Genomic DNA, 25,512 nt, shown 5'->3' with positions numbered 1-25,512 from the left:
CGATGCGGCACTGGGATGGAGCATGATGATCCGTTCGGAATTCTTTCCTCCTCACAAGGGCATGCGGCTTGCCGACTTCGCTGCGTCACTCGATCTGAGTCTCGTTGACAGCCGTGCATCCGACAAGCTCGTAAACGCCGTCTCGCCGATTTATCGCGGCATCGAGGGCGACGTTTGCTACATGCTGAGCCGCAAGAGCCGCGTCGAACTGGAGACTTGCAACGCCACGGCGATCATTTGTGCCGAGCCGCTAGCCTCCCTCGTACCCAGCCATATCACGGTCCTGATCTCCACCAATCCGCATCTGGCTTTCGCGCGTGCGGGCGCGCTTCTGCATCCAGACGCGCTAAAGCCGGCGGCCAACGTGCAAACGGAGGGCGTCAGCCCTCAGGCGATCGTGCATCCGAGTGCCAAACTGGAATCCGGTGTTGTCGTCGAACCCTTCGCGATTATCGGCGCACATGCGTCGATCGGCGAAGGCTCGCGTATCGGGGCGGGCGCCGTGCTGGGCGAACATGTCAAGATCGGCCGGGATTGTTCGATCGGGGCGCATGCAAGCGTGCTGTGCAGCTATGTCGGCAACAGCGTCATCATTCACAACGGCGCGCGCGTCGGCCAGGATGGTTTTGGCTATGCGCCAGGCCCGCGTGGAATGGAAAAGATCGTGCAGATCGGCCGGGTCATTATCCAGGATCATGTCGAGATCGGCGCGAACTCGACGATCGATCGCGGCACGATGGACGATACGATCATCGGCGAAGGCTCCAAGATCGACAATAGCGTGATGATCGGCCACAATGTGAAGATTGGCAGGCATTGCGGCATCGTCGCCGGCGTCGGGATTGCCGGCAGCACCAGGATTGGCGATGGCGTATTGATCGGCGGCAAAACCGGCATTACTGGGCACATCACGATCGGCGACGGCGTGCAGCTTGCGGGGATGACGGGTGTTGCCACCGACCTGCCGGCGGGTGGAAAATACGGCGGCATTCCAGCAAGGCCGATCAAGGACTTCCTGCGGGACTCGGTCGAAATGCTGGCCAAGACGGAGCTGAACCGGAGAAAGGGAAAGAAGACACATGAGTGAGGATACGAAAACCACGCTCGGAACAGCGGATATCATGGAGATCATGAAGCTCCTGCCGCATCGCTATCCCTTCTTGCTCGTTGACAAGATCATCGAGATCAACGGCGACGACTCCGCCATCGGCATCAAGAATGTAACGGCTAACGAGCCCCAGTTCATGGGCCACTTTCCCGGCAATCCAATCATGCCCGGCGTGCTGCTCATCGAGGCGATGGCGCAGACGGCCGGGGCCATTTGCGCGCGCAAGGTCGTGGGCGAAACCAGCCTCGTCTATTTCATGACGATCGACAATGCCCGCTTCCGCAAGCCGGTCGTGCCAGGTGACCGGGTTGAGTTCCACGTGACCAAACAGAAGCAGCGCGGCAATATCTGGAAGTTCCATTGCGACGCGATGGTCGATGGCCAGAAGGTCGCGGAAGCTGACGTCGGCGCCATGATGGTCCCTCAGGGTCGGGAATAATGGCAATCTCGAAAACCGCCCGCATTCATCCGCTCGCCTTCATCGAGGACGGCGCGGTGATCGGCGACAATGTAATGATCGGGCCGTTCTGCCATATTGGGCCGAAGGTGACGCTCGGTGCCGGCTGCGAACTCATCAGCCATGTCGTGGTGACGGGCCGCACGACAATCGGCAACGGCTGCAAGATTCATCCGACCGCGGTGATCGGCGGCGATCCGCAGAGCGTGCACCATGCCGGCGAAGAGACCACCCTCGACATCGGCGACAACTGCACCATGCGCGAAGGCGTCACGATCAACACCGGCACGTCAGGTGGCGGCGGTCGCACCACTATCGGCAACAACAACCTGTTCCTTGCCTGCTCGCATGTCGCGCATGATTGCCATCTCGGCAACGGCATCATCATGTCGAACGCCGTTCTGCTTGCCGGCCATGTGACGATCGAGGATCGCGTCATTCTCGGCGGCGGCTCCGCTGTCCATCAGTTCACACGCATCGGCCGCCAGGCTTTCGTCGGCGGCTTGTCGGGCGTCGCCTATGACGTGATTCCCTATGGCATGCTGAACGGCAATCCCGGCGCGTTGGGCGGGCTGAATGTCGTAGGCATGACGCGCGCCGGCATGGATCGGCCGACGATCCATCGCGTGCGCAAGGCCTATAAGGAAATATTCGACGGCGAGGGTTCCGTCCGTTCGAATGCCTCCCGCATCAGGGATGATTTTCTTGATTGCCCGCCGGCGCTGGAAATCCTGGATTTCATCGCCGCGGATGCGGATCGGGCGCTTTCCACGCCCAATCGAACAAAATCCTGAGGTGACGCGGCGGGACAACCAGGGCCGGTTGGCGATCGTCGCGGGCAGCGGCAGGCTGCCGCTCTATGTCGCCGAGGCGGCGCGCAGCCGCGACGACGAGCCGTATATCTTTGCGATCAAGGGCGAATCGACGGCCGACTGGTCGGCTTTCGACCATACCGATCTTGGCATCGGAGACATTGCGGGCCTCAAGCGGATTTCGGCCGAAAAGCAGGTCGGCCGGATCGTCCTATCCGGTGGCGTGCGGGTGCGGCCCGCATGGAACGAAATCCGGCTGAACCTCGGCACGATCTGGCGCCTTCCAAAGCTCGTGAGCACGCTGATGCATGGTGGCGACAATCTGGTGCTGACCACGGCGATCGGCCTTCTCGAAGGCGACGGACGCCGGGTGATCGGTGCCCAGGATATCGCACCGGGACTGGTCGCGGAATTAGGTCCGCTCGGGCAGCATGCGCCCGATCGGCAGGCGGAAGCCGATATAAGGATATCGATCGAAGCTGCGCGACTGCTCGGAGAACTCGACATAGGGCAGGGTGTGATCGCGGTTGGCGGGCGTGTGGTGGCACTCGAGGGACCTGAAGGCACGGATTCCATGATTGGTCGCATCAACGAACTCAGGACACGGGAGCGGATTTCGGCGACGCGTCCAGGCGTGCTCGTCAAGCTTTGCAAACCGAGCCAGGATCTCCGCGTCGACCTTCCCTCGGCGGGCCTATCGACAATCCGCAATGCCCATGAGGCGGGCCTGTCAGGCATAGCCCTGGAAGCGGGCCGGTCTCTGCTGCTCGATCGTCAAGACGTCATCGACTTCGCCGACGGTCATGGGATGTTCGTGGCGGGTATCGATCCCGATGCCTATGGAACGGCGCGATGACGCTGAAGATCGCGGTCATTGCGGGCGAGAGTTCCGGCGATCTCCTGGGTGCCGGCATGGTCGCGGAAATCAAGCGGCTGACCGGCGGAGACGTTGAATTCATGGGCGTTGGCGGACCAGCGCTTGCCGCAGAGGGTCTGGTCTCGCTCTTCGACTTCAGCGACACGGCCATTATGGGCATTTCTGCCGTGCTGACGCGGCTTCCGACTCTCATCAAACGCATAAACCAGACTGTATCGGCCGTCGCCGCAGCGCGGCCGGATGCACTGGTTATCATCGATAGTCCGGGCTTTACCCATCGGGTGGCAAAGAAGGTGTGCAAGCAGATTCCAGGGCTTCCGGTGATCCAATATGTCTGCCCCACGGTCTGGGCGTGGAAGCCGTATCGCGCCAAGCGCATGGTCGCCTATGTCGATCATGTCCTGGCGATATTGCCATTTGAGCCCGAGGTGATGGAGCGGCTGGGCGGTCCTCCCACGACCTATGTCGGCCATCGGCTGAGAACGCTGCCTGACGTGCTCGAAGCGCGTTCGCACAATGCTTCAAGAATTGTCCCTGCCGGATCAGCGAGAACGATCCTTCTGCTTCCCGGATCGCGCGTCACGGAGATCAGCCGGCTTTTGCCCATTTTCCGGGAGACAGCGGAATTCCTGTCGTCGCGCGGCCAATATCGCTTCATCATGCCGACTGTGCCGCACCAGGAGACGCGCGTTCGCGAAATGACCGCGGATTGGCCGGTCAAGCCGGAGATCGTCGTCGGGGAAACAGGCAAATGGGAAGCTTTTCGCCAGGCCGATGCCGCTCTCGCTGCCGCTGGTACGGTGTTGTTCGAACTCGCCCTGACCGGCATTCCCGCGATTGCGACGTATAAGACGGACATCTTCATCCGCATGATCATGAGCCGTATCAAGACATGGTCCGGCGCGCTGCCGAACCTGATCGCGGACTATCCCGTGTTCCCCGAATTCTATGACCAGTTCCTGCGGCCGCAAATGCTCGGCCGCTGGCTGGAGCGGCTCTCGAGGGATACGCCTCAACGTGCCGCCGTGCTGGCGGGTTGCCAGACAGTCTTCGAGAATCTGGCGACCGAGAAGCCGGCCAGCGAACATGCCGCCGAAATCGTGCTCAATCTGGCGCAACGAAAAAGCCCGGCGCGGTAGCCGGGCTCGATCGACGCAAATCTGGTTGGCGGCTCAGCCGCGCTTGGACACCGGCACGTAGTCGCGCGGCGGCTCGCCGATATAGAGCTGGCGTGGACGGCCGATGCGCTGGTCCGGGTCTTCGATCATCTCGTTCCACTGCGCGATCCAGCCGACGGTACGGGCGAGCGCGAAGAGCACGGTGAACATTTCGGTCGGGAAGCCCATCGCCGACAGCGTGATGCCGGAATAGAAGTCGATGTTCGGATAGAGCTTCTTCTCGATGAAATATTCGTCCGAAAGCGCGATGCGTTCGAGCTCCATGGCCACTTCGAGCAACGGATCGTCCTTCACGCCGAGTTCTCCGAGTACTTCATGCGTGGTCTTCTGCATGATCTTGGCGCGGGGATCGTAGTTCTTGTAGACGCGGTGGCCGAAGCCCATCAGGCGGAACGGATCGTTCTTGTCCTTGGCCTTGGCGATATATTCCGGAATGCGGTCGGCGGTACCGATTTCGCGCAGCATGTTGAGCGCCGCCTCATTGGCGCCGCCATGGGCGGGACCCCAGAGGCAGGCGATGCCGGCAGCGATACAGGCGAACGGATTAGCGCCCGAAGAGCCGGCGAGCCGCACGGTCGAGGTCGAGGCGTTCTGCTCGTGGTCGGCATGCAGGATGAAGATGCGGTCCATGGCGCGCGCCAGGACCGGATTGACCACATATTCCTCGCAAGGAACGGCAAAGCACATGCGCAGGAAGTTCGACGCGTAATCGAGGTCGTTCTTCGGATAAACGAAGGGCTGACCAATGTGGTACTTGTAGGCCATCGCCGCAATCGTCGGCATCTTGGCGACCATGCGCAGGCTCGCCACCATGCGCTGATGCGGGTCGGTGATATCCGTCGAGTCGTGATAGAAGGCCGACAACGCGCCGACGCAGCCGCACATGACGGCCATCGGATGGGCGTCGCGACGGAAGCCGGTGAAGAAGCGGCTCATCTGTTCGTGCACCATGGTGTGATGCGTGACGCGATAGTCGAAATCCGCCTTCTGCGTCGCGGTCGGCAGTTCGCCGTAAAGAAGCAAATAGCAGACTTCGAGGAAGTCGCCATGCTCGGCGAGCTGGTCTATCGGGTAGCCGCGGTGGAGCAGCATGCCCTCGTCGCCATCGATATAGGTGATCTTGGACTCGCAGGACGCGGTCGACGTAAAGCCCGGATCGTAAGTAAAGGCGTGGGTGTTCTTGTAGAGCGGCCCAATATCGACAACATCAGGACCGATGGAGCCCGATCGGACCGGAAGTTCGACCGTCTTGTCATTGAGTGTAAGAACCGCTTTTTTGTCAGCCATGAATGCCTCCGGTCTGGGTCGAGGACGGTGGGGGACATCGTCCGTTTTTGCGATTTTTTGCTATAGTATGTAGGCGGTTATGCCAAGCACTGCCAATGATTATTGCTGCATCGCCATATCAGGTTTTGGCACTGCAAAACCCGGAAATCAAAGGGAATCTTGTGGCTTAAGAATTTAATCGATTGAAGCTCTATTGCCCGAAAATGGCGCCAGGCTGGACCAAAGCGTGTCGCAGCTATTTGGAGCCATTCTGTTGGCTCAAGCGGAGTCGGATGGTCGATCGGCCGGCGCGCGTCGTAGCCAGATCTACGGCCAAGCCGGCCGGTCGATCAGGCGGCCCGTTTCAGCCAACCTCCCGCAGATTTCCTGAAGCAAATCTGCAAGACATCAGAATCGCCGGGCGTCGCGAAGCGCGCCCGGTGGGCCGGGCATCTTTCCGCCATGCCCTGCGGCGTCGGGTCTCGGCCGTACCTAAGGGTACGACGCTCGCCCGCCGCCTTGGTCCTGACGAAAACCTGCTCCGGCAGAATGGCTCCAAATAGCCGCGACACACTTTAGCATCCCGCGGCTGGCAGCGGTTGCCATTTATCTCCAGAGGTTGCACTATCCTGCCTGCGGCGCGGGGTTGTGTTATGTCGGGCGCGCGTGACATCGATAAGACAGGCATGCGGACATCGGCACCGCGGCCGATCGATTTCGACCTGCTGCCGGCAGCAATCGGGCGCGAGCGGGATGATGGGATCCATCCGGCGCCACGAGCGGGAAATTGGCGAGCATTTCACGGGCTTATCGCAAAGTGGCGGCTCGCGGTTCATGCCGCTATGGAAGAGGAAGGAGCCTTCGGCCACCTCTTCTATTGGGCGCCGGTATTTCTTGGCGCCGGCGCGGGCGCCTGGTTTGCATCCCCCACGACACCGTCCCAGACATATCTGATTGTCTTGGTAGGGATGCTTTCGGCAGCCTGGCTGATCGCTGGTCCGTCGCGGCTGAAGCTGCGCGCGCCGATTGCGGTACTGGTATTGATCGCCACGGGAGCCCTGCTGGCGGCGTGGGAGACGCAACGAGCCGGCACTATCATTCTCGACAGTTCGGTGACCACCACGGTGACCGGGATGGTCACCGAACGCGAGGCGGACGCCAATGGGCGCTGGCGATACACGATCCAGGTCGCTGCGACGGAAAATCCGGTATTGGAGCGGGCGCCCGACATCGTCAAGCTCACAGCGTTGGGCAAGGGTGAGCCGTTTGCGCTCGCCGAGATCATCGAGGGCAGGGCGCGTTTGTCGCCACCCTCCGGTCCCGCGCTTGTCGGGCTCAACGATTTTGCCTTCAGCGCCCATTTCGAGGGAACGGGTGCGATCGGCTTCTTCTACGGCCGCCCGCTGACACTTGGGATGTGGGACGGCGATACAGACGTTGCCGAATCTGTAACCGGCAGGCTGAATGCATTGCGCGGCCGGATCAGCGAACATATCCGCTCCGTTCTACCCGGCGACACGGGCGCATTCGCCGCTTCGATGGTCACCGACGACCGCCGGGCGATGAGCAGGCAAACCGCCGAGGCGCTCAGGCTCGCGGGGCTGACGCATATCATCGCGATTTCCGGCCTCAACATGGCGCTCGCCGCAGGTATTTTCTTCGTCGGCATTCGCGCTTTGCTGAGTCTCAACCAGGAAGTCACCCACCGATATCCGGTCAAGAAGATTGCCGCCGCCGGCGCGCTTCTGACGGTGACGGGCTACTATCTTATATCCGGTTTCGCGGTATCGGCGGAACGCGCCTACATCATGATGGCGATCATGTTGACGGCGGTGTTCTTCGGCCGGCCGTCGATCAGCCTGAGGAATGTGGCGCTCTCGGCGATCGTGATCCTTGTCCTCTCGCCATCGGCGGTGATGGGACCAGGCTTCCAGATGTCCTATGCCGCGACCCTTGCGCTGGTGGCCGGCTATAGCCTCTGGCAACGCCGCCAGGCGCGTGATCTGCCATTTGCCGGCATACCTTTCATGAAACCAGCCCTGCCGGTCTGGGTATTCATGTCCGGTGTTTTCATGACCTCGCTGATCGGCGGCTTCTCGACGGCGCTGTTTTCCATCGAGCACTTTCACCGGATCGCCACCTGGGGGCTTCCAGCCAATCTCCTCGCCATGCCGATCATTTCCTTCATCGTGATGCCTGCGGGTCTGCTTGCGCTGATACTCATGCCGCTCGGCCTGGACTGGCTGCCGCTGCAGATCATGGGCCTCGGGCTCGATCTGGTCATCGCCATCGCCAAATGGATCGCGTCGTTCGAGGGCGATGCCATCGTCGGGCGAATTCCGGGCTGGCTGTTCGTCGGATTGACGATTGCCTTCCTGATACTGGCCATCATGCGATCGAAACTTCGCTATGCCGGCGCCGGCCTTGCGATCACGTTGATGCTGCTCTATCTGGCTCTGCCCGCTCGGCCGAAACCCGATCTTGTCATCTATGAGGATGGCACGCTTGCCGGACTGCTGAGTGACAAAGGCATTGCCACGACCCGCACAAGGCCAACCGCCTTCATCTTGGAACAATGGCAACGCGCATTGCCTGTCGATCAGCACATGCAGCCCGTGATGAAGGCGGTGCCCGGTGACCTGGCAAGAAAGGAACGCTGGCGCCTCGATCCCGAGCAACTTGCGTCTGCCCGAAAGCTGATGAAGGCCGATCTCGTCAAGGCGAGTTCAGACCGCTTCACCTGCCGCAATGGGCTCTGGTGCATCGCCCGCGTGAAAAGTGGTGCGGTGATTCTCCAGACGGACATCAGCGGTTTGGTCGGTTCTGCCTGCGACATGGCCGACATCGTCATCACCGGCGCCCGTCTGAAATGGACGGAATGCCGCTCTGGCGCGAAAATATTCAGCGGCACAAGCCTGCGCCGGACCGGATCGGTCGAAATCTGGTTTGATCCGGCAAATTCACGTAAAATCAGAGTGATTTCCGCCTTTGGTATTGGCGATCGATCGTGGTATAGTCATCGCGTGTACGATTGGCGGAGTGGGCAATACGTCTACTAGGGGACCGTCGCGAAAGTAACGGCGATGAATCAGAAGACCAACGAAGGAATCGCGCGGAAGAAGAAGACGCAAACGGGATCGTCCGATACGACGGAAAACGATTTCCTCGACGCGGCTGAGCGTCAATTTGCCGAAAACGGTTATGCGGGCGCGAAAATCCGGGCTATCGCCGAAGAGGCCGAAGCCAATCTCGGGGCGCTTCATTATTACTGGGGCAGCAAGGAAAGCCTGTTCCGCGCTGCATGCAGCCGCCGGATGGAACCCGTCATCGCCGAGCGCATGCGCCGCTACGACGAATTTGTCGGCCGCGCGCCGACGGTCGAGGAAATCCTGCGGGCCTATTTCGAGCCGGCTTTCCTCAGCAACCGGGAGGATCCCCCCAAAAGGGCGCATTTCTGCCGGATCTACGCACGCATCCTCACGGATCCCTCGCCTGAGGTGAAGACCATCATGGCCGAGATATTCAGTGAATGCACGGCACGCTTCGTCACGCTGTTGCGCGGGACATGCGGGCATCTCGACGACAACGCGTTCTACTGGCGCCTGCACTGCGTCTTCGGCGTCTTCCAGCACGCGGCGACTTATACCGACAATATCGGCATCCTGGCTGGCGGCAAGTTCGACATGACCGACCTCGACGCGGGTATCGACCGAATCATTCACTTCGTCGCCGCCGGTCTGAAGGCGCCGGCAATATAATCTATTCAATGGCCTAAGCGCTGTTGTTCACATCGGCTGACGTAAGGTGAGGATATCACATTCAGCGCCGGCCTGCAGGGCCTCGGCGTTCGGCGCACGCACGATCAGGCAGTCAGCCCCGGCGAAAATCTTCATCTGCGACGAATCCTGCTTGCCGAAGGAATGCGCCTCCAGCATTCCATCCGGCCGGCGTACGAGCCGCGCCCGCAAATAATCCTGGCGATGGTCGTTCTCGGCGAGTGCCATCGCCGCAACAGCCCTGGCGCGGCGTTCGGGTGGCGGCAGATGGGCCATGTGAGCGACGAGAGGTTCCAGGAACAGCAGCGAGCAGACCATGCTCGATACGGGATTTCCGGGCAGGCCGAGGACGCGGGCATTGCCAAGCGAGCCGACCATCAACGGCTTTCCCGGCCTCATGGCGATCTTCCAGAAATCCAGCTCCATGCCGATGGATCTGAGAACCGGCTGGACGAGATCATGGTCGCCGACCGAGGCGCCGCCGAGCGTGACGATTATGTCGGCTTGCGCGTCTTGCGCCTTGGCGACGGCACGTTCGATCTGGCTTTTGTCGTCGCTGACGATTCCGAGATAGAGTACATCCGCGCCGGCGGCCTTCGCCAAGGCCGAAACGCCGTAGATGCTAGAGGCGACGATCTGGTCCGGCCCGGGCGCGGTTCCTGCGGGAACGAGTTCATCGCCGGTGGCGATGACTGCGATCAAGGGCTTGCGATAGACCGTGACCTGCGGACGGTTCATGGCCGCTGCGACCGTCAACCGGCCAGCATCCATGATCTCGCCGGCATTGAGGACGATTTCACCTTCCACGAAATCCTGGCCGCGTGGCCTGACATGCCGTCCCTCGGTCACGACGAAATTTGTCTCGATGATGTTTCCGTCAAGCCGTGTGGCATCTTCCTGCAGAAGAACGGCGTCGGCGCCCGCGGGCATCGGGGCACCGGTAAAGATCCGCACGGCCTGGTCTTTGCCGACCGTGCCGGCGAAGCGACGGCCTGCGGCCGATTCTCCGATGACGTCGAGCCGCGTGCCAAGCGACGTGACATCCTCAGCCCGCAATGCGTAGCCATCCATGGCGGAATTGTCGAAGGGTGGTTGGGTGAGGCTGGCCGACACCGGCTCTGCCAGGACACGGCCGTCGGCATCGAAAAGATCGATCGTCTCGGTTCGCGATATCCTTGCGGCGCCGCCGATCAATCTGGCTAATGCGTCTTCGACGGAAAGGAGAGCCATCAGTCAGCCCGTTGCTCTCTGATGTAGTCGCCGGACTTGCCGCCGGACTTGGTTTTCAAGCGGATATCGATGATCTCCATGCCCTTGTCCGCGGCCTTCGCCATATCGTAGAGCGTCAGGCAGGCGACCGACACGGCCGTCAGCGCCTCCATCTCGACGCCCGTCTTACCTTCGATCTTTACGGTGGCCTGTACCCGGAGGCCGGGCAGGGCGGTATCAGGCGTGATGTCTACCGAAATCTTGGAGATCATCAGTGGATGGCAGAGTGGGATGAGGTCGGAGGTCTTCTTGGCGGCCATGATGCCGGCGATCCGGGCGGTACCGATGACGTCGCCCTTCTTTGCGTTGCCGGAGACGATCAGTTCGAGCGTATCCGGCCGCATACGGATCGCGCCTTCGGCAACGGCGACCCGGACAGTCTCGGTCTTGCCGCCGACATCGACCATATGGGCCTCGCCCGCCGCATCGATGTGGGTGAGGTTCGACATGGCTATTCCGCTGCGGCGGATGCCGCTCCGTTGAGAAGGTCGAGTGTAGCTTGCGCGACATCCGTTTTCCGCATCAGGCTTTCGCCGACGAGGAAGGTGGAGATGCCGGCCCCCGCGAGGCGCCGGCAGTCGTCATACGTAAAAATTCCGCTTTCGCCGACCAGCAGCCTGCCATCGGGCACCATCGGCGCCAGCCGCTCGGAGACCGCGAGATCGACCTCGAAGGTGCGGAGATTGCGGTTGTTGATGCCGACCAACTGAGATTTCAGCCGCAGCGCACGCTCCATCTCCGCTTCGTCGTGGACTTCGAGCAGCACGTCCATGCCGAGTTCGAACGAGAGATCCTCGAGCCGTTCGGCTTCATCGTCCGCCAGAGACGCCATGATCAGCAGGATGCAATCCGCGCCCCAGGCGCGCGCTTCATAGACCTGATAGGGCTCGAACATGAAGTCCTTGCGCAACGCGGGGAGCGCGCAGGCGGCTCGTGCGGCGTTAAGGAATTCCGGGGCGCCCTGGAAGCTCGGCGCATCCGTCAGCACCGACAGGCACGCAGCGCCGCCAGCCTCATAGGCGCGGGCGAGGGCGGGGGGATCGAAGTCCGGCCGGATCAGGCCCTTGGATGGGCTTGCCTTCTTGATCTCGGCGATCAGGCCGAACAGCCCATTCGATTGCCTGGCCCTCAGCGCATCGGCAAAACCGCGCGACTTTCCGGCATCTCCGGCGCGCGACTTGATCTCGGCGAGCGGCAGCGCTGCCTCCGCTGCCGCGATCTCGCGGCGCTTGTACTCTTCGATCTTCTTGAGGATATCTGCCATCTCACTCATCCGTTGGAAACGGCGATCAGCCTGTCGAGTGCGTTCCGCGCGGCGCCGCTCGAAATCGATTGCGAGGCCAGCGCGACGCCTTCGGTAATATCCTTCGCTTTGCCCGCGACCACAAGGGCTGCCGCGGCATTGGCGACCGAGACATTGCGATAGGCGTTCTCGGCGCCGTCGAGCACCGCGCGCAGAGCGGTAGCATTGTGCTCGCCGTCGCCGCCCCTGATGTCATCGAGTGCGCAGGCGGGAAGCCCGAAGTCTTCCGGCGAAAGCGTGAACTCGCGAATCTCGCCATTCTCGAGTGCAACGACATCGGTCTTGCCGGTCAGCGTGATCTCGTCGAGGCCGCTGCCATGTACAACCCAGACATGCTTCGAGCCGAGGCTTTTCAGCACTTCGGCGATCGGGCGCAGCCATTGCGGTGCGAAGACGCCGAGAAGCTGGTGCTTGACGCCGGCGGGATTGGAAAGCGGCCCGAGAAGATTGAAGATCGTCCGCGTACCGAGTTCGACGCGGCTCGGACCCACGAACCGCATCGCTGTGTGGTGCGCCTGAGCGAACATGAAACCGATGCGGGCCTCAGCGATGCACTGAGCGATAACATCAGGTGCAATGTCGAGCTTGACGCCGAGCGCGGACAGCGTGTCTGCGGTGCCTGATTTCGAACTCTGCGCGCGATTGCCGTGCTTGGCGACCGGCACTCCCACACCGGCGACGATAATCGAGGCAAGCGTGGAGATGTTGTAGGTATGGCTGCCGTCACCGCCGGTGCCGACGATGTCGATCGCGCCTTCCGGCGCCTCGACCGTCAGCATCTTTGAACGCATCGTGGTCACTGCGCCGAGGATCTCATCGACCGTCTCGCCGCGCACCCTCAGCGCCATCAGAAAGGCGCCGATCTGGCTCGGCGTCGCTTCGCCCGACATCATGATGTCGAAAGCTTCCCGCGCCTCGTCCACGCTGAGTGGGGAGCCGGTGGCAGCCTTGGCCAGGAAGGGCTTGATATCAGCCATGACGTCGATGACCCCGATCCGGTTTAGCGCTGCACCATCAGCTGGTTGCCAAGGGTCTGGTTGATGGAGACGCCATAATCGACCTTCAACTCCTCCACCAACTGGCTCATGATCTCCTGGGCGGCGCTGTCGGCGAGTTGCTTGGCCTGTGCCGCCGATTCGTCGAGTGCATCGGCGGCTACATTCTCGTTGACTTCCTTGACCTGCAGCACGATGCGGTTGGCGCCGCTTTCGTCTGCCGCGCTCGCGACATGGCCATTGGGACCCTCGAACGCCGCGGCAATCGCCGCATTGCCGAGAACCGCATCGGTCGAGCCGCGCTTGATGCCGGCCTTGCTCTCAACGGCGATCTTGAGGGATGTGGCGATATCGGCAAGCTTGGCACCGCCCTTCAGCTGGGTCACGATCTCATCGGCCTTCTTTGCCAGCGCCGCCTTCTGTTCGTCGGCGGTCCAGTCGGCGACAGCCTTGGCCTTGACTTCTTCGATCTTGCGGTCGCGCGCCGGCGTCACATCGTTGAGTTCGAACCAGACGTAGCCGCCATTGTCGAGGGTGAACGGCAGCGGCTCGACGCCGGTCTCGGTCTTGAACACCTCGTTGAGCAACTTCTGCCCGCCGGGAATGTCCTTGACCTCGGCGTCCTTCATGTCCTTGCCCTCGGCGTCGATCGCATCGATCGTCACCGCCTTGAGCTTCTGCTGCTTGGCGGCTTCGGCGAGGGATGAGCCGGATGCCCTTGTATCCTCGAAGCTCTTGTAGACGTTTTCGATTTCGTCATTGGCGAGGACAAGCGCCAGTTCCTTGCGGATCTCGTCCTTGACTTCGTCGATCGACTTGAGCGTCTCGGGCTTGATATTGGTGATGCGCATGATGACAGGTCCGATGAGGCCATCGGTAACCGGCGTCGTGCCGCCATCCGTCTTGACCGCAAACGCTGCATCACCCATCGCCTTGGTCGGCATGGTGTTCTGCTGGAAGTCGCCGAGAAGCACGTCGGTGGCGGTCTTGCCTTGCTCGGTGATGAGTTGGTCGAAGCTGGTGCCTGCGGCGAGCTTGGCGGCGGCAGCATCGGCGGCGGCCTTGCCGTCGAAGCTCAGCTGCTCGATTGTCCGGGTTGCGGGCGTGCGGTAGCTGTCCTTGCGCTTCTCATAGTCCTGCGCGACGGCGTCGTCAGATATGGCCGTGAGATCGGCAATGTCGGCGGGCTCGAGCTTCACATAGCTGAACTTGCGATATTCCGGCGCCTTGTACTTGTCCTTGTTGGTTTCGAACCATTTGGCCAGCACGGCATCCGCCGGTGGCTTGACCGGCTCGATATTGGCATTGGTCAGGATCAGGTAATCGAGCGCGCGGGTTTCGGTACCATAGGCGTGTAGCGCATCCGTCAGCGTCTTCGGCGGCTTGAAGCCATCCACCAGGGCGTCCGAGATCTGGCTCCGAATGGCACCGCTCGTAACCGTTTCGAGATAGTCGGCGTGGCGGATTCTTGCGTTCTCCAACTGCGAGATCATCTCGTCGCGGCTGAAGGCGCCGGTGATGCGGTCGCGGAAGGCGGGTTCCTGCTGGATGAGTTCGAGAATGCGATCCTCCGAAAGGCCGAGCTTCATGTCACTCGCCAGCTGATCGAGCGCTGCGTTGGAAACGAGGCTGCTATAGACCATGTTTTCCGCACCGAACATGCGCGCCTGCTCGAGCGTGAGCTGCGTGCCGAACTGCTGCGACAGCCCGCTGACGACATTGTTGAACGCGACCCGGAACTCGACGTCGGATACCTTCTGGTCGCCGACCGTCACCACCGCGCTGGACGAACCGGCGAACATGGACGCTTGGACGCCCCATATGCCGAAGGCGCCGATCATGATGATCAGCAAGCCCTTCATGGCCCAGGTATTGGCGGCGTTTCGCAAAGATTGAAGCATTTCTTCCCCGGTCCGTTTCGTTATCTGTCTATGACCTGCAAACAGGCGCTTCCAGACCAGAGCGCCCATGGAAACAAGGCTTTTAGAGACGGTCGGGCGACCCGGCAAGCTGTTTTTGCAGCCGATGCGAACGATAAGCCGGATGCCCATCGGCACCGCGGCTTTCAGGGACGGAAAATACAAAAGTATGACTATTGAGCGTTTTCGTCTTTACAAAAATACTATAGTATGATTTTTAAACCTTGCTGCGGGAGAGCAGCACATCATTGGGAGGTATTCATGAAATTCGTACAGGCACTTGCGAGTGCAACGGCGCTTGCTGTCGGCATGTTTGCGGCGACGGAAGCCAGCGCTCTAACGGTCGGTTTTTCGCAGATCGGTTCCGAGTCCGGCTGGCGCGCGGCTGAAACCACCGTCACCAAGCAGGAAGCAGAGAAGCGCGGCATCGACCTGAAATTCGCCGATGCGCAGCAGAAGCAGGAAAACCAGATCAAGGCGATCCGCTCCTTCATCGCCCAGGGCGTGGACGCGATCTTCGTAGCCCCGGTTGTTGCCACCGGTTGGGACGACGTTCTCACCGAAGCCAAGGACGCCGGGATTCCCGTCATCCTCCTCGACCGTACCGTCGATAGCGACAAGGGGTTGTACCTGACTGCCGTCACGTCGGACCTCGTGCACGAAGGCAATGTCGCCGGCAAATGGCTGGTCGATGAAACCAAGGGCAAGGATTGCAACGTCGTCGAACTTCAGGGCACGACCGGCTCTTCGCCGGCCATCGACCGCAAGAAGGGCTTCGAGCAGGCGATCGCCGATGCCAAGAACCTCAAGCTCATCCGCAGCCAGACCGGCGACTTCACCCGCACCAAGGGCAAGGAAGTCATGGAAAGCTTCCTGAAGGCGGAAGGCGGCGGCAAGAACATCTGCGCGCTTTATGCCCATAACGACGACATGGCCGTCGGCGCCATCGAAGCCATCAAGGAAGCCGGCCTCAAGCCGGGCACGGATATCCTTGTCGTCTCAATCGACGCCGTACCGGATATCTTCAAGGCGATGGCTGCTGGCGAAGCGAACGCCACCGTCGAACTGACTCCCAACATGGCCGGCCCGGCCTTCGACGCGCTCAACGCGTACCTGAAGGACAAGAAGGAGCCGCCGAAGTGGATCCAGACCGAGTCCAAGCTCTACACCCCGACCTCGGAAGACCCGATGAAGGTCTACGACCTCAAGAAGGGCCTCGGCTACTGATCGACTGCCACGCGCGCCGCAGGGAGTAATCCTTGCGGCGCATGGCGATGTTGCTTTGGCCATGCCGCCTTTATGCTCGCATGTGCAGGGATGCGGACAGGCAGGGGGAGCTTGAGATGCCTGACGGCCAGACGGAAATATTGAGCGCGACCGGCGTATCGAAGCAGTTTCTCGGCGCAAGAGCGCTGGATGGCGTCGATTTCTCGCTTCGCCGTGGTGAAGTGCACGCGCTGCTCGGCGAAAACGGCGCCGGCAAATCCACCCTGATCAAGTGCCTGACCGGTGCCTATCGCCGCGACAGCGGGAGCGTTGCGCTTGACGGGGTCGCGATCGACCCGCGCAACACGTTCGAAGCCCAGAAACTGGGAATCGGCACCGTCTACCAGGAAGTCAATCTCCTCGACAATCTCTCGGTGGCCGATAATCTCTATCTCGGCCGCCAGCCGCGACGGTTCGGCTTGACGCAGACCCGCGAGATGCACCGGTTGTCGCGCGCACTGCTCTCGCAATATGGGCTCGACATTGATCCCGGCGCGGCGCTCTCCAGCTTTTCCGTTGCCGTGCAGCAGGTGATCGCCATCGCCCGCGCGGTTGATCTCTCCGGCAAGGTGCTCGTGCTCGACGAGCCGACAGCCAGTCTCGACAAAAACGAAGTCGAACTGCTGTTCGGCATTATCACGGATTTGAAGCGCCGCGGGCTGGGCATCATCTTCATCACGCATTTCCTCGAACAGGTCTATGCAATTTCCGACCGGATCACCGTGCTGCGAAACGGCAAGCTGGTCGGCACGCGCGATACGGTCTCGCTGGAGCGCAAGGATCTTGTCTCCATGATGCTCGGCCGCGAACTGAAGGAAGAAACCAGCCACGGCGTCGCAACCGTTACGAAAGCCAAGGCACCGAGGTTCCGGTTCAAGGGCGTGGCGCGGAAGGGACATATCGAGCCGTTCGATCTCGATATCGCCGAGGGGGAGGTGGTCGGACTGGCGGGCCTGCTCGGATCGGGCCGGACCGAGACCGCGGAAGTGATGTTCGGTCGCAGGCCCGCCGACCAAGGATCAATTGAAATCGACGGCAAGCCTGCGACGATCTCTTCACCGCAAGCGGCGATCGCCGAGGGTTTCGGCTTCTGCCCTGAGGACAGGAAGACCGACGGAATCATCGGCGATCTCTCGGTGCGCGAAAACATCGCGCTGGCGCTGCAGGCGAGGCGCGGCTGGGCCAAGCCGATCTCGCGTGCCGAGCAGAACGAACTCGCCGACAAATACATCAAGGCGCTGGATATCCGCACCGACGGCCGGGAAAAGCCGATCAAGCTCCTCTCGGGCGGCAATCAGCAGAAGGCGATTCTCGCCCGCTGGCTGGCGACGGACCCGAAGCTGCTCATCCTGGACGAGCCCACACGCGGCATCGATGTCGGTGCGCATGCCGAGATCATCAAGCTGATCCGCGAACTCTGCGCCGAAGGCATGTCGCTCGCCGTCATCTCGTCGGAACTGGAAGAGCTTGTCGCTTATAGCTCGCGCATCAGGGTGTTGCGCGATCATCACCATGTGGCGGAACTCAGCGGCGAACAGATGACGGCGGACATGATCATAGATTCGATCGCGCAATCCCACGACGGAGCGGCGCGCGCATGACCAGAAACTGGCCTCCGATATTGGTCCGGCTCTTGCCGCAGATCATCACGCTGATCGTGGTACTTGTGCTCAACGTCCTGTTGTTCCCGGACTTTTTCAACATCTCCATCCAGAACGGCCGCCTGTATGGCAGCATCATCGACGTGCTCAACCGTGGCGCACCGGTGGCGCTGGTCGCGGTCGGCATGACGCTGGTCATCGCCACCAAGGGCATCGACCTGTCCGTGGGTGCTGTGGTGGCGATATCGGGCGCGACGGCGGCGGCGGCTATCGTCGCCGGTCATTCGGCGTTCAATGCCGTGGTCATGGCGCTGGGTGTCGGGATTGCCTGCGGCCTGTGGAACGGATTTCTCGTCGCTTTCCTCAATATCCAGCCGATCATCGCCACGCTGGTGCTGATGGTCGCCGGACGCGGCATCGCGCAATTGATCACCGAGGGTGCGATCCTGACCTTCACCGATGAACGCCTGGTCTTCATCGGCAGCGGCCGCGCGTTGCTGATGCCGATGCCAGTGGTGATCTGGGTCGTCTTCGGGCTCGCGGTCACGCTCCTGGTGCGCCGAACGGCGCTCGGCATGCTGATAGAGGCAATCGGCATCAACCGGCAGGCAAGCCAGCTCTCGGGCGTACGGACCACGGCATTGTTGATGACGGCCTACCTTCTGGCCGGACTATGCGCTGCGATCGCCGGTCTCATCGTGGCGGCCGACATCAAGGGTGCCGATGCCAACAATGCCGGTCTCTGGCTGGAACTCGATGCGATCCTGGCGGTCGTGGTCGGCGGCAATTCGTTGCTTGGCGGCCGGTTCAGCATATTGGGCTCGCTTCTCGGCGCCGTGATCATCCAGGCGGTGAACACCGGCATCCTCACCTCCGGCTTCCCGCCGGAATACAATCTCATCATCAAGGCCGTGATCATCGTGACGATCCTGATTATCCAGTCGCCGCGAATCGGTGACCTCTCCGCCTTCTTCAAACGAAGCCCTTCGAATACCAGTGCAGACAAGGGCCAGGCATGATCAAGTCCAAATATCTGCCGCTGATCGCCACGACACTGATTTTCGTGATCGCCTATGCGCTCTGCTATCTGCAGTTCCCCAATATCCTGTCGACGCGGGTCATCGGCAACCTGCTGACCGACAATGCGTTTCTCGGCATCGCCGCGCTCGGTATGACCTTCGTCATCATTTCAGGCGGTATCGATCTCTCGATTGGTTCAGTGATCGCATTCACCGGCGTATTCCTCGCCGTCATCCTGCAGAACACCTCGATCCATCCGCTCTTCGCATTCGCGCTTGCCTTGGGGATCACCACGGCCTTCGGTGCATTGATGGGCGCGATCATTCACTATCTCGAAATGCCGGCATTCATCGTCACGCTTGCGGGCATGTTTCTCGCCCGCGGCATGTCCTTCGTTCTGTCGATCGATTCCATCCCGATCGTGCATCCGTTCTACAAGACCTTGAAATCCCTCTACTTCAAACTCCCGGGCGGTGGCCGCATCACGCTGATCGGCGGGCTGATGATCCTAGTTTTCCTGGTCGGAGTCTTCGTCGCCCATCGCACCCGGTTCGGCACGAACGTCTATGCGCTCGGCGGCGGTACGCAGACCGCGCGGCTGATGGGCGTGCCGGTCGCTCGCACCACGATCGCGATCTACGCGCTGTCGGGCTTTCTCGCAGGGCTGTCGGGCATTGTCTTTTCGCTCTACACCTCCGCCGGCTATTCGCTCGCCGCCGTTGGCGTCGAACTTGATGCCATCGCAGCGGTGGTGATCGGCGGAACCCTGTTGACGGGTGGCGCTGGCTTCGTTGCCGGCACGCTGATCGGGGTTCTCATTCAAGGGCTAATACAGACTTACATCACTTTCGATGGCACTCTTTCGAGCTGGTGGACGAAAATTGTGATTGGTCTCTTGCTCTTTGCCTTCATTCTTATGCAAAAAGGCATATTGCTCGCTTCGAAGATCGAACGAAAAGCCTGAGGGGGAGGCGGAGCCGATGCGCAGGGGTGTTTTGGAGACGGCGCTATCCGGGCGCAAGACGAGAACCAGCCACGCGCAGGTGGTGGATGAACTCGGCCGCGAAATCATATCCGGGCACTATCCCGTCGGCATGACGCTGCCGGGCGACTTCGAACTTGCGCAACGCTTCCGGGTTTCGCGCACGGTGTTGCGCGAAGCGATGAAGACCCTGGCCGCCAAGGGCCTGATTGTGCCCCGCGCCCGCATCGGAACCAAGGTGACACCGCAGAATCAGTGGAACCTCTTCGACAGCGATGTCCTGACCTGGTATTTCCACAAGGGCGTCGATCAGCCATTCCTTCAACACCTGACGGAAATCCGGCTTGCGTTCGAGCCTTTCGCCGCGAGCCTTGCGGTGGAAAATGCCGATGATGACGATATCAGGCTGCTCTACGAACTCGCTGACGAGATGGGCGATCCAGCGCACACGCCCGCCACGCTCGCTGTCGCCGACCTTAAATTCCATCTCGCCATCGCCGAAGCATCGAGAAATCCATTCATGCGCACGGTTGGCAGCCTGATCGAGGCGGCCCTGGTCGGCATCTTCAAGCTGAGCTCGCCCGAGGCCAACGAGAACCGGACCGCCGAGGTGGCGGCGAGGCATCGCCTGATCGTCGATGCGATTGCAAAGCGCGACAAGGTAGGGGCGGCGGAGGCGATGCGGAACGTGATCATGGAGGGCCGCGACAGGGTCGGTTCGGTGCTCGGTTGAGCATGATCGAACGCGGCACGCTATGCCGGATCTGAAAGCCGGCTGGCCACACACGCCTTTTTCGCGCCATGCCTTGAAGATTGCAGCCCGTACCTTTAGTTTACGGCGCAATTGCAATTGGCTGCCAATCTGTGACCGAAATCATCGTCATCTTCTTTCTCCTGCTCCTCAATGCCTTTTTTGCCATGTCGGAGCTGGCGATTGTCTCCGCAAGCAAGCCGTTGCTGCGGCAGAAGGCCAAGCAGGGAAACACTCGCGCCGCCGCCGCGCTCGCCCTTGCCGAGGATTCAGGGAACTTTCTCTCCACGGTCCAGGTCGGCATCACGCTGGTCGGCATTCTGGCCGGTACCTATGGCGGCGCCTCGATCACTGAGAAGCTGGGACCCGTACTCAATGCGTACCAAGTCATCGCACCCTATGGTCACGCGCTGGCAGGCGCGATCGTCGTGGCGCTCATCACTTATTTCTCGGTGATCATCGGGGAGCTCATCCCGAAGCAACTGGCGTTGCGCAATGCGGAGGCGATCGCGATGATCGTCGCCCTGCCGATGTCGATTCTGTCGAAGATCACCGCGCCGGTCGTCTATCTCTTCGAAACTTCGGCGAGGGTTCTCATGCGGCTGCTCGGCATCAGGGGCGCCGACGGCGAGGAAGTCACCGAGGCCGAAGTGCATGCGGTGCTAGCCGAGGGCGCTGAGAGCGGCGTCTTCGAAAAGTCCGAGCATGAAATGCTCCGCCGGATCATCTCGCTCGCCGACCGCTCGGTCAAATCGATCATGACTCATCGTACCGAGATGGTGGCGATCGACATCAACGACAGCTGGGAAGAAGTGATCGAGGCGGTGCAATCCGCAGGTCATTCGCGCTATCCCGTGATCGATGGCGACAACGATACCGTGGTGGGCGCGGTGCGGGCGAAGAATATTCTCAGGGCTTCCCTCAGCCCGAAGAATTTCCAGATGAAGAATTACGTGGAGGAGATACCCAGCGTCCCCGAGATGACGACCTGCCTCAAGGCTTTCGAGATTTTCAAGAGTTCCAACATCCACATGGCCGTCATCGTCGATGAATATGGTTCGACCGAAGGCATCGTCACCTCGGCGGACCTGTTGGAGGCGGTCATCGGCATCCTTCCGTCGAACTACGACGATGTCGAGGATATCGCCATCCGCGAGCGTGACGACGGCTCCTGGCTGATCGACGGTCGCACGCCTATCCACGAAATGCAGCTGACCTTCGGTCTCGATCAACTGAGCACCGATGACGGATATGAGACGATCGCCGGATTCCTCGTCCAGCAGCTGCGCAAGAACCCGGTCGAGGGCGATAAATTCGAGTCCTTCGGTTATGTCTTCGAGGTCATCGACATGGACGGCCGCCGGATCGACAAGATCCTCATGGCGCGCGCCAGGTCCGTCCAGTCGAACAGCGACGCCGCGTGAGTTGCGCAATCGCAAGCCACGCGATAATCGAAATCCGGAATAAATCGGGAGAATCGGCATGAGTGATCGCGTTCTTGCGGTGGTGCTCGCCGCGGGCGAGAGCACGCGGATGAAATCGACGAAATCCAAGGTGCTGCATACGGTCGGCAATCTGCCGATGATCACCCATGTCATGATCGCGCTCGAGCGGACCGGTGTCACCGATGTCGCCCTGGTGGTCGGTCGCGATGCTGGTCCGGTGATTGCCGCAGCTTCGAGCGGTTCGCTGAAAGTCACACCCTACGAACAGAAGGAACGCCTGGGCACCGGCCACGCCGTGCTTGCAGCGAGGGCCGAGATCGCCAAGGGATACGATCAGGTCATCGTCGCCTATGCCGATGCGCCGCTGATCGAGCCCGGGCCGCTTGCCGAGGCGCGCGACAAGGTTCGTGCCGGCTTTGATGTGGCGGTAATCGGGTTCCGCACCGACAAGCCGACCGGCTATGGACGGCTGCTGGAAGCGGATGGCGAGCTGGTGGCGATCCGCGAGGAAAAGGATGCCACGGCGGAGGAGCGAAAGGTCACGCTCTGCAATTCAGGCCTGATGGCGATCGACGGCGCCAAGGCCTTGGCGCTGTTGGGCAAGATCACCAACAACAATGTCAAGGGCGAGTATTACCTCACCGATATCATTGAAATCCTGCGCGGCGAGGGCGGCAAAGCCGCCACGGTCGAAGCGCCGCTGGATACCGTGGCGGGCTGCAACAACCGTGCCGAACTCGCGGAACTCGAAGCGATCTGGCAGCGCAAGAAGCGCCACGAACTGATGATCTCAGGCGTGACGATGATCGCGCCGGAGACGGTGTTCCTCTCTTACGACACGCAAATCGGCCAGGATACGATGATCGAGCCGAACGTGGTCTTCGGACCCGGCGTCATGGTCGAGCCGAACGCGGTGATCCACGCCTTCTCGCATCTCGAGGGTGCCTATGTCGCCTCGGGCGCCAATGTCGGGCCGTATGCGCGGCTGCGGCCGGGCGCCAATCTTCGCGCCAATGCCAAGGTCGGCAATTTCGTCGAGATCAAGAAGGCCGAGATCGGGGAGGGCGCCAAGGTAAGCCATCTCACCTATATCGGCGACGCCACGATCGGCCCGCGCGCCAATATCGGCGCCGGCACGGTGACCTGCAATTACGATGGCTTCAACAAATTCGATACCGTCATCGGCGCCGATGCCTTTATCGGCTCCAACTCGTCGCTTGTGGCGCCGGTGAACATTGGAGAAGGCGCACTGACCGCATCTGGCAGCGTCATTACCGAAGACGTTCCCGCCGGAGCCGCAGCCTTTGGGCGTGCCCGCCAGATGAATAAGCTCGGCTATGGCACGGAGATAGCGGCGCGCAACAGGGCGCTGAAGGAATCGAAGAAGAAGACCTAGCGGCGTTAACGCAAGCAACCGAAAGTGATGGCGCATGCGTTGCGATGCGGCATAATTCGGGTAAGACGCAAACTATCGGAAATTTCGGGGGTCGTTGCATGTGCGGCATTGTCGGCATCGTCGGGAATCATTCAGTCGCTCCTAGACTGGTCGATGCGCTCAAGCGGCTGGAATACCGAGGCTATGATTCCGCAGGTGTGGCCACGGTTCACGCCGGCCAGCTCGATCGCCGTCGCGCCGAGGGCAAGCTGGTCAACCTGGAGCGCAGGCTGACTGAGCAGCCGCTCGACGGCAATTCCGGCATTGCGCATACCCGTTGGGCCACGCACGGCGCGCCGACCGAAGCCAATGCGCATCCGCACTTCACCGATGGCGTGTCCGTCGTCCATAACGGCATCATCGAGAATTTCGCCGAGATCAAGCACGAGCTCACTGCGGAAGGCGTGACCTTCAACACCCAGACCGACACGGAAGTGGTGGCGCAGCTGCTCGCCAAGCATCTTCGCGATGGCAAGACGCCGCGCGGCGCCGTCGAGGCAATGCTGAAGCGCGTCACCGGCGCCTATGCGCTGGCCATCCTCTTTCGGGACGAGCCGGGCAAGATCTACGCCTCGCGTTCCGGTCCGCCATTGGCGATCGGCTACGGCAAGGACGAAATGTTCCTGGGGTCCGATGCGATCGCACTGGCGCCGTTCACCAACCAGATTTCCTACCTCAATGATGGCGACTGGGCGGTTATCACCGTTGGTTCGGCGGAGATTTTCGATGCTGATGGCACGCCGGTCAAGCGGGCGCGCCAGCAATCGACGGCAACGTCCTTCATGATCGACAAGGGCAACCACCGGCATTTCATGGAAAAGGAAATCCACGAACAGCCGGAGTCGATCTCGCACACGCTGGGTCACTACATCGATTTCGCCGAGAGCCGGATCAAGCCGGTAGAAGGCATTGATTTCGCCAATATTTCGAGCCTCGCCATTTCAGCTTGCGGCACGGCCTATCTGGCCGGGTTGACTGGCAAATACTGGTTCGAGCGCTATGCACGCCTGCCGGTCGAGATCGATGTCGCCTCGGAATTTCGCTACCGGGAAATCCCGCTCAATCCGAATTCCGCCGCGCTCTTCATCTCCCAATCGGGCGAGACGGCCGATACGCTGGCTTCCTTGCACTACTGCCGCGAGGCGGGCTTGAGGATTGGCGCCGTCGTCAATGTCCGTGAATCCACTATCGCACGGGAATCCGACGTCGTGTTCCCGATCCTGGCTGGTCCCGAGATCGGCGTCGCCTCGACCAAGGCCTTCACCTGCCAATTGACGGTCCTGGCCGCACTTGCGATTCAGGCGGGCAGGGCGCGTGGTACGCTGACCGCTGCCGCAGAGAAGCAGATCGTCAGGCACCTCGCCGAAATGCCGCGCGTGATGGCCAAGGTGCTGAACACGATCCAGCCGCAGATCGAGGCGCTCGCGCGCGATCTCTCGAAGTTCAAGGATGTACTCTATCTCGGCCGCGGCACCAGCTTTCCGATCGCCATGGAAGGTGCGCTGAAGCTCAAGGAGATTTCCTATATTCATGCCGAAGGCTATGCCGCTGGCGAGCTGAAGCATGGGCCAATCGCGCTGATCGATGAGAACATGCCCGTCATCGTCATCGCGCCCCATGACCGGTTCTTCGAGAAGACAGTGTCGAACATGCAGGAAGTGGCCGCGCGCGGCGGCCGGATCATCTTCATCACCGACGAGAAGGGGGCCGCCGCCACCGACCTTCCCACCATGGCGACGATCGTGCTGCCCGAGGTCGATGAGGTCATCCACCCGATGATCTTTACGCTGCCGATCCAGTTGCTGGCCTATCACACGGCTGTCTTCATGGGCACCGATGTCGATCAGCCGCGCAATCTGGCAAAATCGGTCACGGTGGAGTGACGGAGCGCTTCATTGTTAAATGAAAGCAGTTCTGTTGGCTGAGGCGGAGTCGGATGTTCGATCGGCTGGCGCACGTCGTAGCCAAGCACTACGGCCAAGCCAGCCGATCGAAGAGCCGGCCCGTTTCGGCCAACCCTCCCGCAGATTTGCAAAAGCAAATCTGCAAGAC

At 61.1% G+C, this 25,512-nt stretch carries 21 protein-coding genes; 15 read left to right on the top strand and 6 right to left on the bottom strand.

Going from position 1 to position 25,512, the window contains the following annotated elements; all coding sequences use genetic code 11:
- The first annotated feature begins 25 nt into the window (after positions 1 to 25).
- From lpxD to IHQ71_RS11305, 5 genes are read left to right on the top strand one after another with little or no spacing between them, the layout of a single operon-like run.
- Positions 26 to 1,087 carry a UDP-3-O-(3-hydroxymyristoyl)glucosamine N-acyltransferase gene (gene lpxD, locus IHQ71_RS11325; protein WP_258162811.1) on the top strand — a complete coding sequence of 354 codons (1,062 nt, stop codon included), beginning with the start codon at positions 26 to 28 and terminating at the stop codon, positions 1,085 to 1,087.
- Entirely contained in the window at positions 1,080 to 1,547 is a 468-nt protein-coding gene (gene fabZ, locus IHQ71_RS11320) for a 3-hydroxyacyl-ACP dehydratase FabZ (protein WP_258162060.1), read from the top strand. The genes lpxD and fabZ overlap by 8 nt, the downstream gene beginning before the upstream one ends.
- On the top strand, positions 1,547 to 2,359 hold the full coding sequence (lpxA, locus tag IHQ71_RS11315; RefSeq protein WP_374989975.1) for an acyl-ACP--UDP-N-acetylglucosamine O-acyltransferase: 813 nt from the start codon (positions 1,547 to 1,549) through the stop codon (positions 2,357 to 2,359). Before fabZ ends, lpxA begins: the two co-directional genes overlap by 1 nt.
- A 1-nt stretch (position 2,360) precedes the next feature.
- Positions 2,361 to 3,233, top strand: coding sequence for an LpxI family protein (locus IHQ71_RS11310; RefSeq protein ID WP_258162059.1), 873 nt, complete (start codon positions 2,361 to 2,363; stop codon positions 3,231 to 3,233).
- On the top strand, positions 3,230 to 4,393 hold the full coding sequence (locus IHQ71_RS11305) for a lipid-A-disaccharide synthase (RefSeq protein WP_258162058.1): 1,164 nt from the start codon (positions 3,230 to 3,232) through the stop codon (positions 4,391 to 4,393). The genes IHQ71_RS11310 and IHQ71_RS11305 overlap by 4 nt, the downstream gene beginning before the upstream one ends.
- A gap of 33 nt (positions 4,394 to 4,426) precedes the next feature.
- Here IHQ71_RS11305 and gltA read toward each other — a convergent pair whose 3' ends face one another.
- Complete coding sequence (gene gltA / locus IHQ71_RS11300; RefSeq protein WP_258162057.1) at positions 4,427 to 5,719, bottom strand: citrate synthase; 1,293 nt, start codon at positions 5,717 to 5,719, stop codon at positions 4,427 to 4,429.
- Positions 5,720 to 6,351: 632 nt separating this feature from the next.
- On the opposite strand from gltA, the gene IHQ71_RS11295 reads away from it, so the two are divergent.
- Both IHQ71_RS11295 and IHQ71_RS11290 read left to right on the top strand, forming a co-directional pair.
- On the top strand, positions 6,352 to 8,757 hold the full coding sequence (locus IHQ71_RS11295; RefSeq protein ID WP_258162056.1) for a ComEC/Rec2 family competence protein: 2,406 nt from the start codon (positions 6,352 to 6,354) through the stop codon (positions 8,755 to 8,757).
- Between the two features lie 24 nt (positions 8,758 to 8,781).
- Positions 8,782 to 9,456: a TetR/AcrR family transcriptional regulator gene (locus tag IHQ71_RS11290; RefSeq protein ID WP_258162055.1), complete on the top strand. Its 675-nt coding sequence runs from the start codon at positions 8,782 to 8,784 to the stop codon at positions 9,454 to 9,456.
- 27 nt (positions 9,457 to 9,483) lie between these two features.
- On the opposite strand, the gene glp is transcribed toward IHQ71_RS11290, so the two are convergent.
- Genes glp through IHQ71_RS11265 form a run of 5 tightly spaced genes read right to left on the bottom strand, consistent with a single transcriptional unit; the run spans position 9,484 to position 14,942 of the window.
- Entirely contained in the window at positions 9,484 to 10,704 is a 1,221-nt protein-coding gene (gene glp, locus IHQ71_RS11285) for a gephyrin-like molybdotransferase Glp (RefSeq protein WP_258162054.1), read from the bottom strand.
- On the bottom strand, positions 10,704 to 11,192 hold the full coding sequence (moaC, locus tag IHQ71_RS11280) for a cyclic pyranopterin monophosphate synthase MoaC (RefSeq protein ID WP_258162053.1): 489 nt from the start codon (positions 11,190 to 11,192) through the stop codon (positions 10,704 to 10,706). The genes glp and moaC overlap by 1 nt, the downstream gene beginning before the upstream one ends.
- 2 nt (positions 11,193 to 11,194) lie before the next feature.
- Positions 11,195 to 12,007, bottom strand: a complete 813-nt coding sequence (gene trpC / locus IHQ71_RS11275) for an indole-3-glycerol phosphate synthase TrpC (protein WP_258162052.1) — start codon at positions 12,005 to 12,007, stop codon at positions 11,195 to 11,197.
- 5 nt (positions 12,008 to 12,012) lie between these two features.
- Positions 12,013 to 13,023, bottom strand: a complete 1,011-nt coding sequence (gene trpD, locus IHQ71_RS11270) for an anthranilate phosphoribosyltransferase (RefSeq protein ID WP_258162051.1) — start codon at positions 13,021 to 13,023, stop codon at positions 12,013 to 12,015.
- Positions 13,024 to 13,046: 23 nt separating this feature from the next.
- Complete coding sequence (locus IHQ71_RS11265; RefSeq protein ID WP_258162050.1) at positions 13,047 to 14,942, bottom strand: peptidylprolyl isomerase; 1,896 nt, start codon at positions 14,940 to 14,942, stop codon at positions 13,047 to 13,049.
- Between the two features lie 279 nt (positions 14,943 to 15,221).
- Between IHQ71_RS11265 and ytfQ the strand changes: the two genes are divergently transcribed.
- The 8 genes from ytfQ (at position 15,222) to glmS (ending at position 25,343) form a co-directional block, all read left to right on the top strand.
- On the top strand, positions 15,222 to 16,187 hold the full coding sequence (ytfQ, locus tag IHQ71_RS11260) for a galactofuranose ABC transporter, galactofuranose-binding protein YtfQ (protein ID WP_258162049.1): 966 nt from the start codon (positions 15,222 to 15,224) through the stop codon (positions 16,185 to 16,187).
- Between the two features lie 116 nt (positions 16,188 to 16,303).
- On the top strand, positions 16,304 to 17,827 hold the full coding sequence (ytfR, locus tag IHQ71_RS11255) for a galactofuranose ABC transporter, ATP-binding protein YtfR (RefSeq protein ID WP_258162048.1): 1,524 nt from the start codon (positions 16,304 to 16,306) through the stop codon (positions 17,825 to 17,827).
- The gene (locus IHQ71_RS11250; protein ID WP_258162047.1) at positions 17,824 to 18,846 is read left to right on the top strand and encodes an ABC transporter permease; all 1,023 of its coding nucleotides are present in this window, start codon (positions 17,824 to 17,826) and stop codon (positions 18,844 to 18,846) included. Before ytfR ends, IHQ71_RS11250 begins: the two co-directional genes overlap by 4 nt.
- Positions 18,846 to 19,811: a galactofuranose ABC transporter, permease protein YjfF gene (gene yjfF / locus IHQ71_RS11245; protein ID WP_258162809.1), complete on the top strand. Its 966-nt coding sequence runs from the start codon at positions 18,846 to 18,848 to the stop codon at positions 19,809 to 19,811. The genes IHQ71_RS11250 and yjfF overlap by 1 nt, the downstream gene beginning before the upstream one ends.
- Before the next feature lie 16 nt (positions 19,812 to 19,827).
- The gene (locus IHQ71_RS11240) at positions 19,828 to 20,562 is read left to right on the top strand and encodes a FadR/GntR family transcriptional regulator (protein WP_258162046.1); all 735 of its coding nucleotides are present in this window, start codon (positions 19,828 to 19,830) and stop codon (positions 20,560 to 20,562) included.
- Between the two features lie 131 nt (positions 20,563 to 20,693).
- Entirely contained in the window at positions 20,694 to 22,004 is a 1,311-nt protein-coding gene (locus IHQ71_RS11235) for a hemolysin family protein (protein WP_258162045.1), read from the top strand.
- A 58-nt stretch (positions 22,005 to 22,062) separates the two neighbouring features.
- Positions 22,063 to 23,421, top strand: coding sequence for a bifunctional UDP-N-acetylglucosamine diphosphorylase/glucosamine-1-phosphate N-acetyltransferase GlmU (gene glmU / locus IHQ71_RS11230; RefSeq protein WP_258162044.1), 1,359 nt, complete (start codon positions 22,063 to 22,065; stop codon positions 23,419 to 23,421).
- 98 nt (positions 23,422 to 23,519) lie between these two features.
- On the top strand, positions 23,520 to 25,343 hold the full coding sequence (glmS, locus tag IHQ71_RS11225; protein WP_258162043.1) for a glutamine--fructose-6-phosphate transaminase (isomerizing): 1,824 nt from the start codon (positions 23,520 to 23,522) through the stop codon (positions 25,341 to 25,343).
- The last annotated feature ends 169 nt before the right edge of the window (positions 25,344 to 25,512 follow it).

It is taken from the genome of Rhizobium sp. TH2 (assembly GCF_024707525.1).
Taxonomy (GTDB): domain Bacteria; phylum Pseudomonadota; class Alphaproteobacteria; order Rhizobiales; family Rhizobiaceae; genus Rhizobium_E.
Note: the sequence above shows the minus strand (reverse complement) of the source record. Positions and strands in the feature narration are given on the sequence as shown.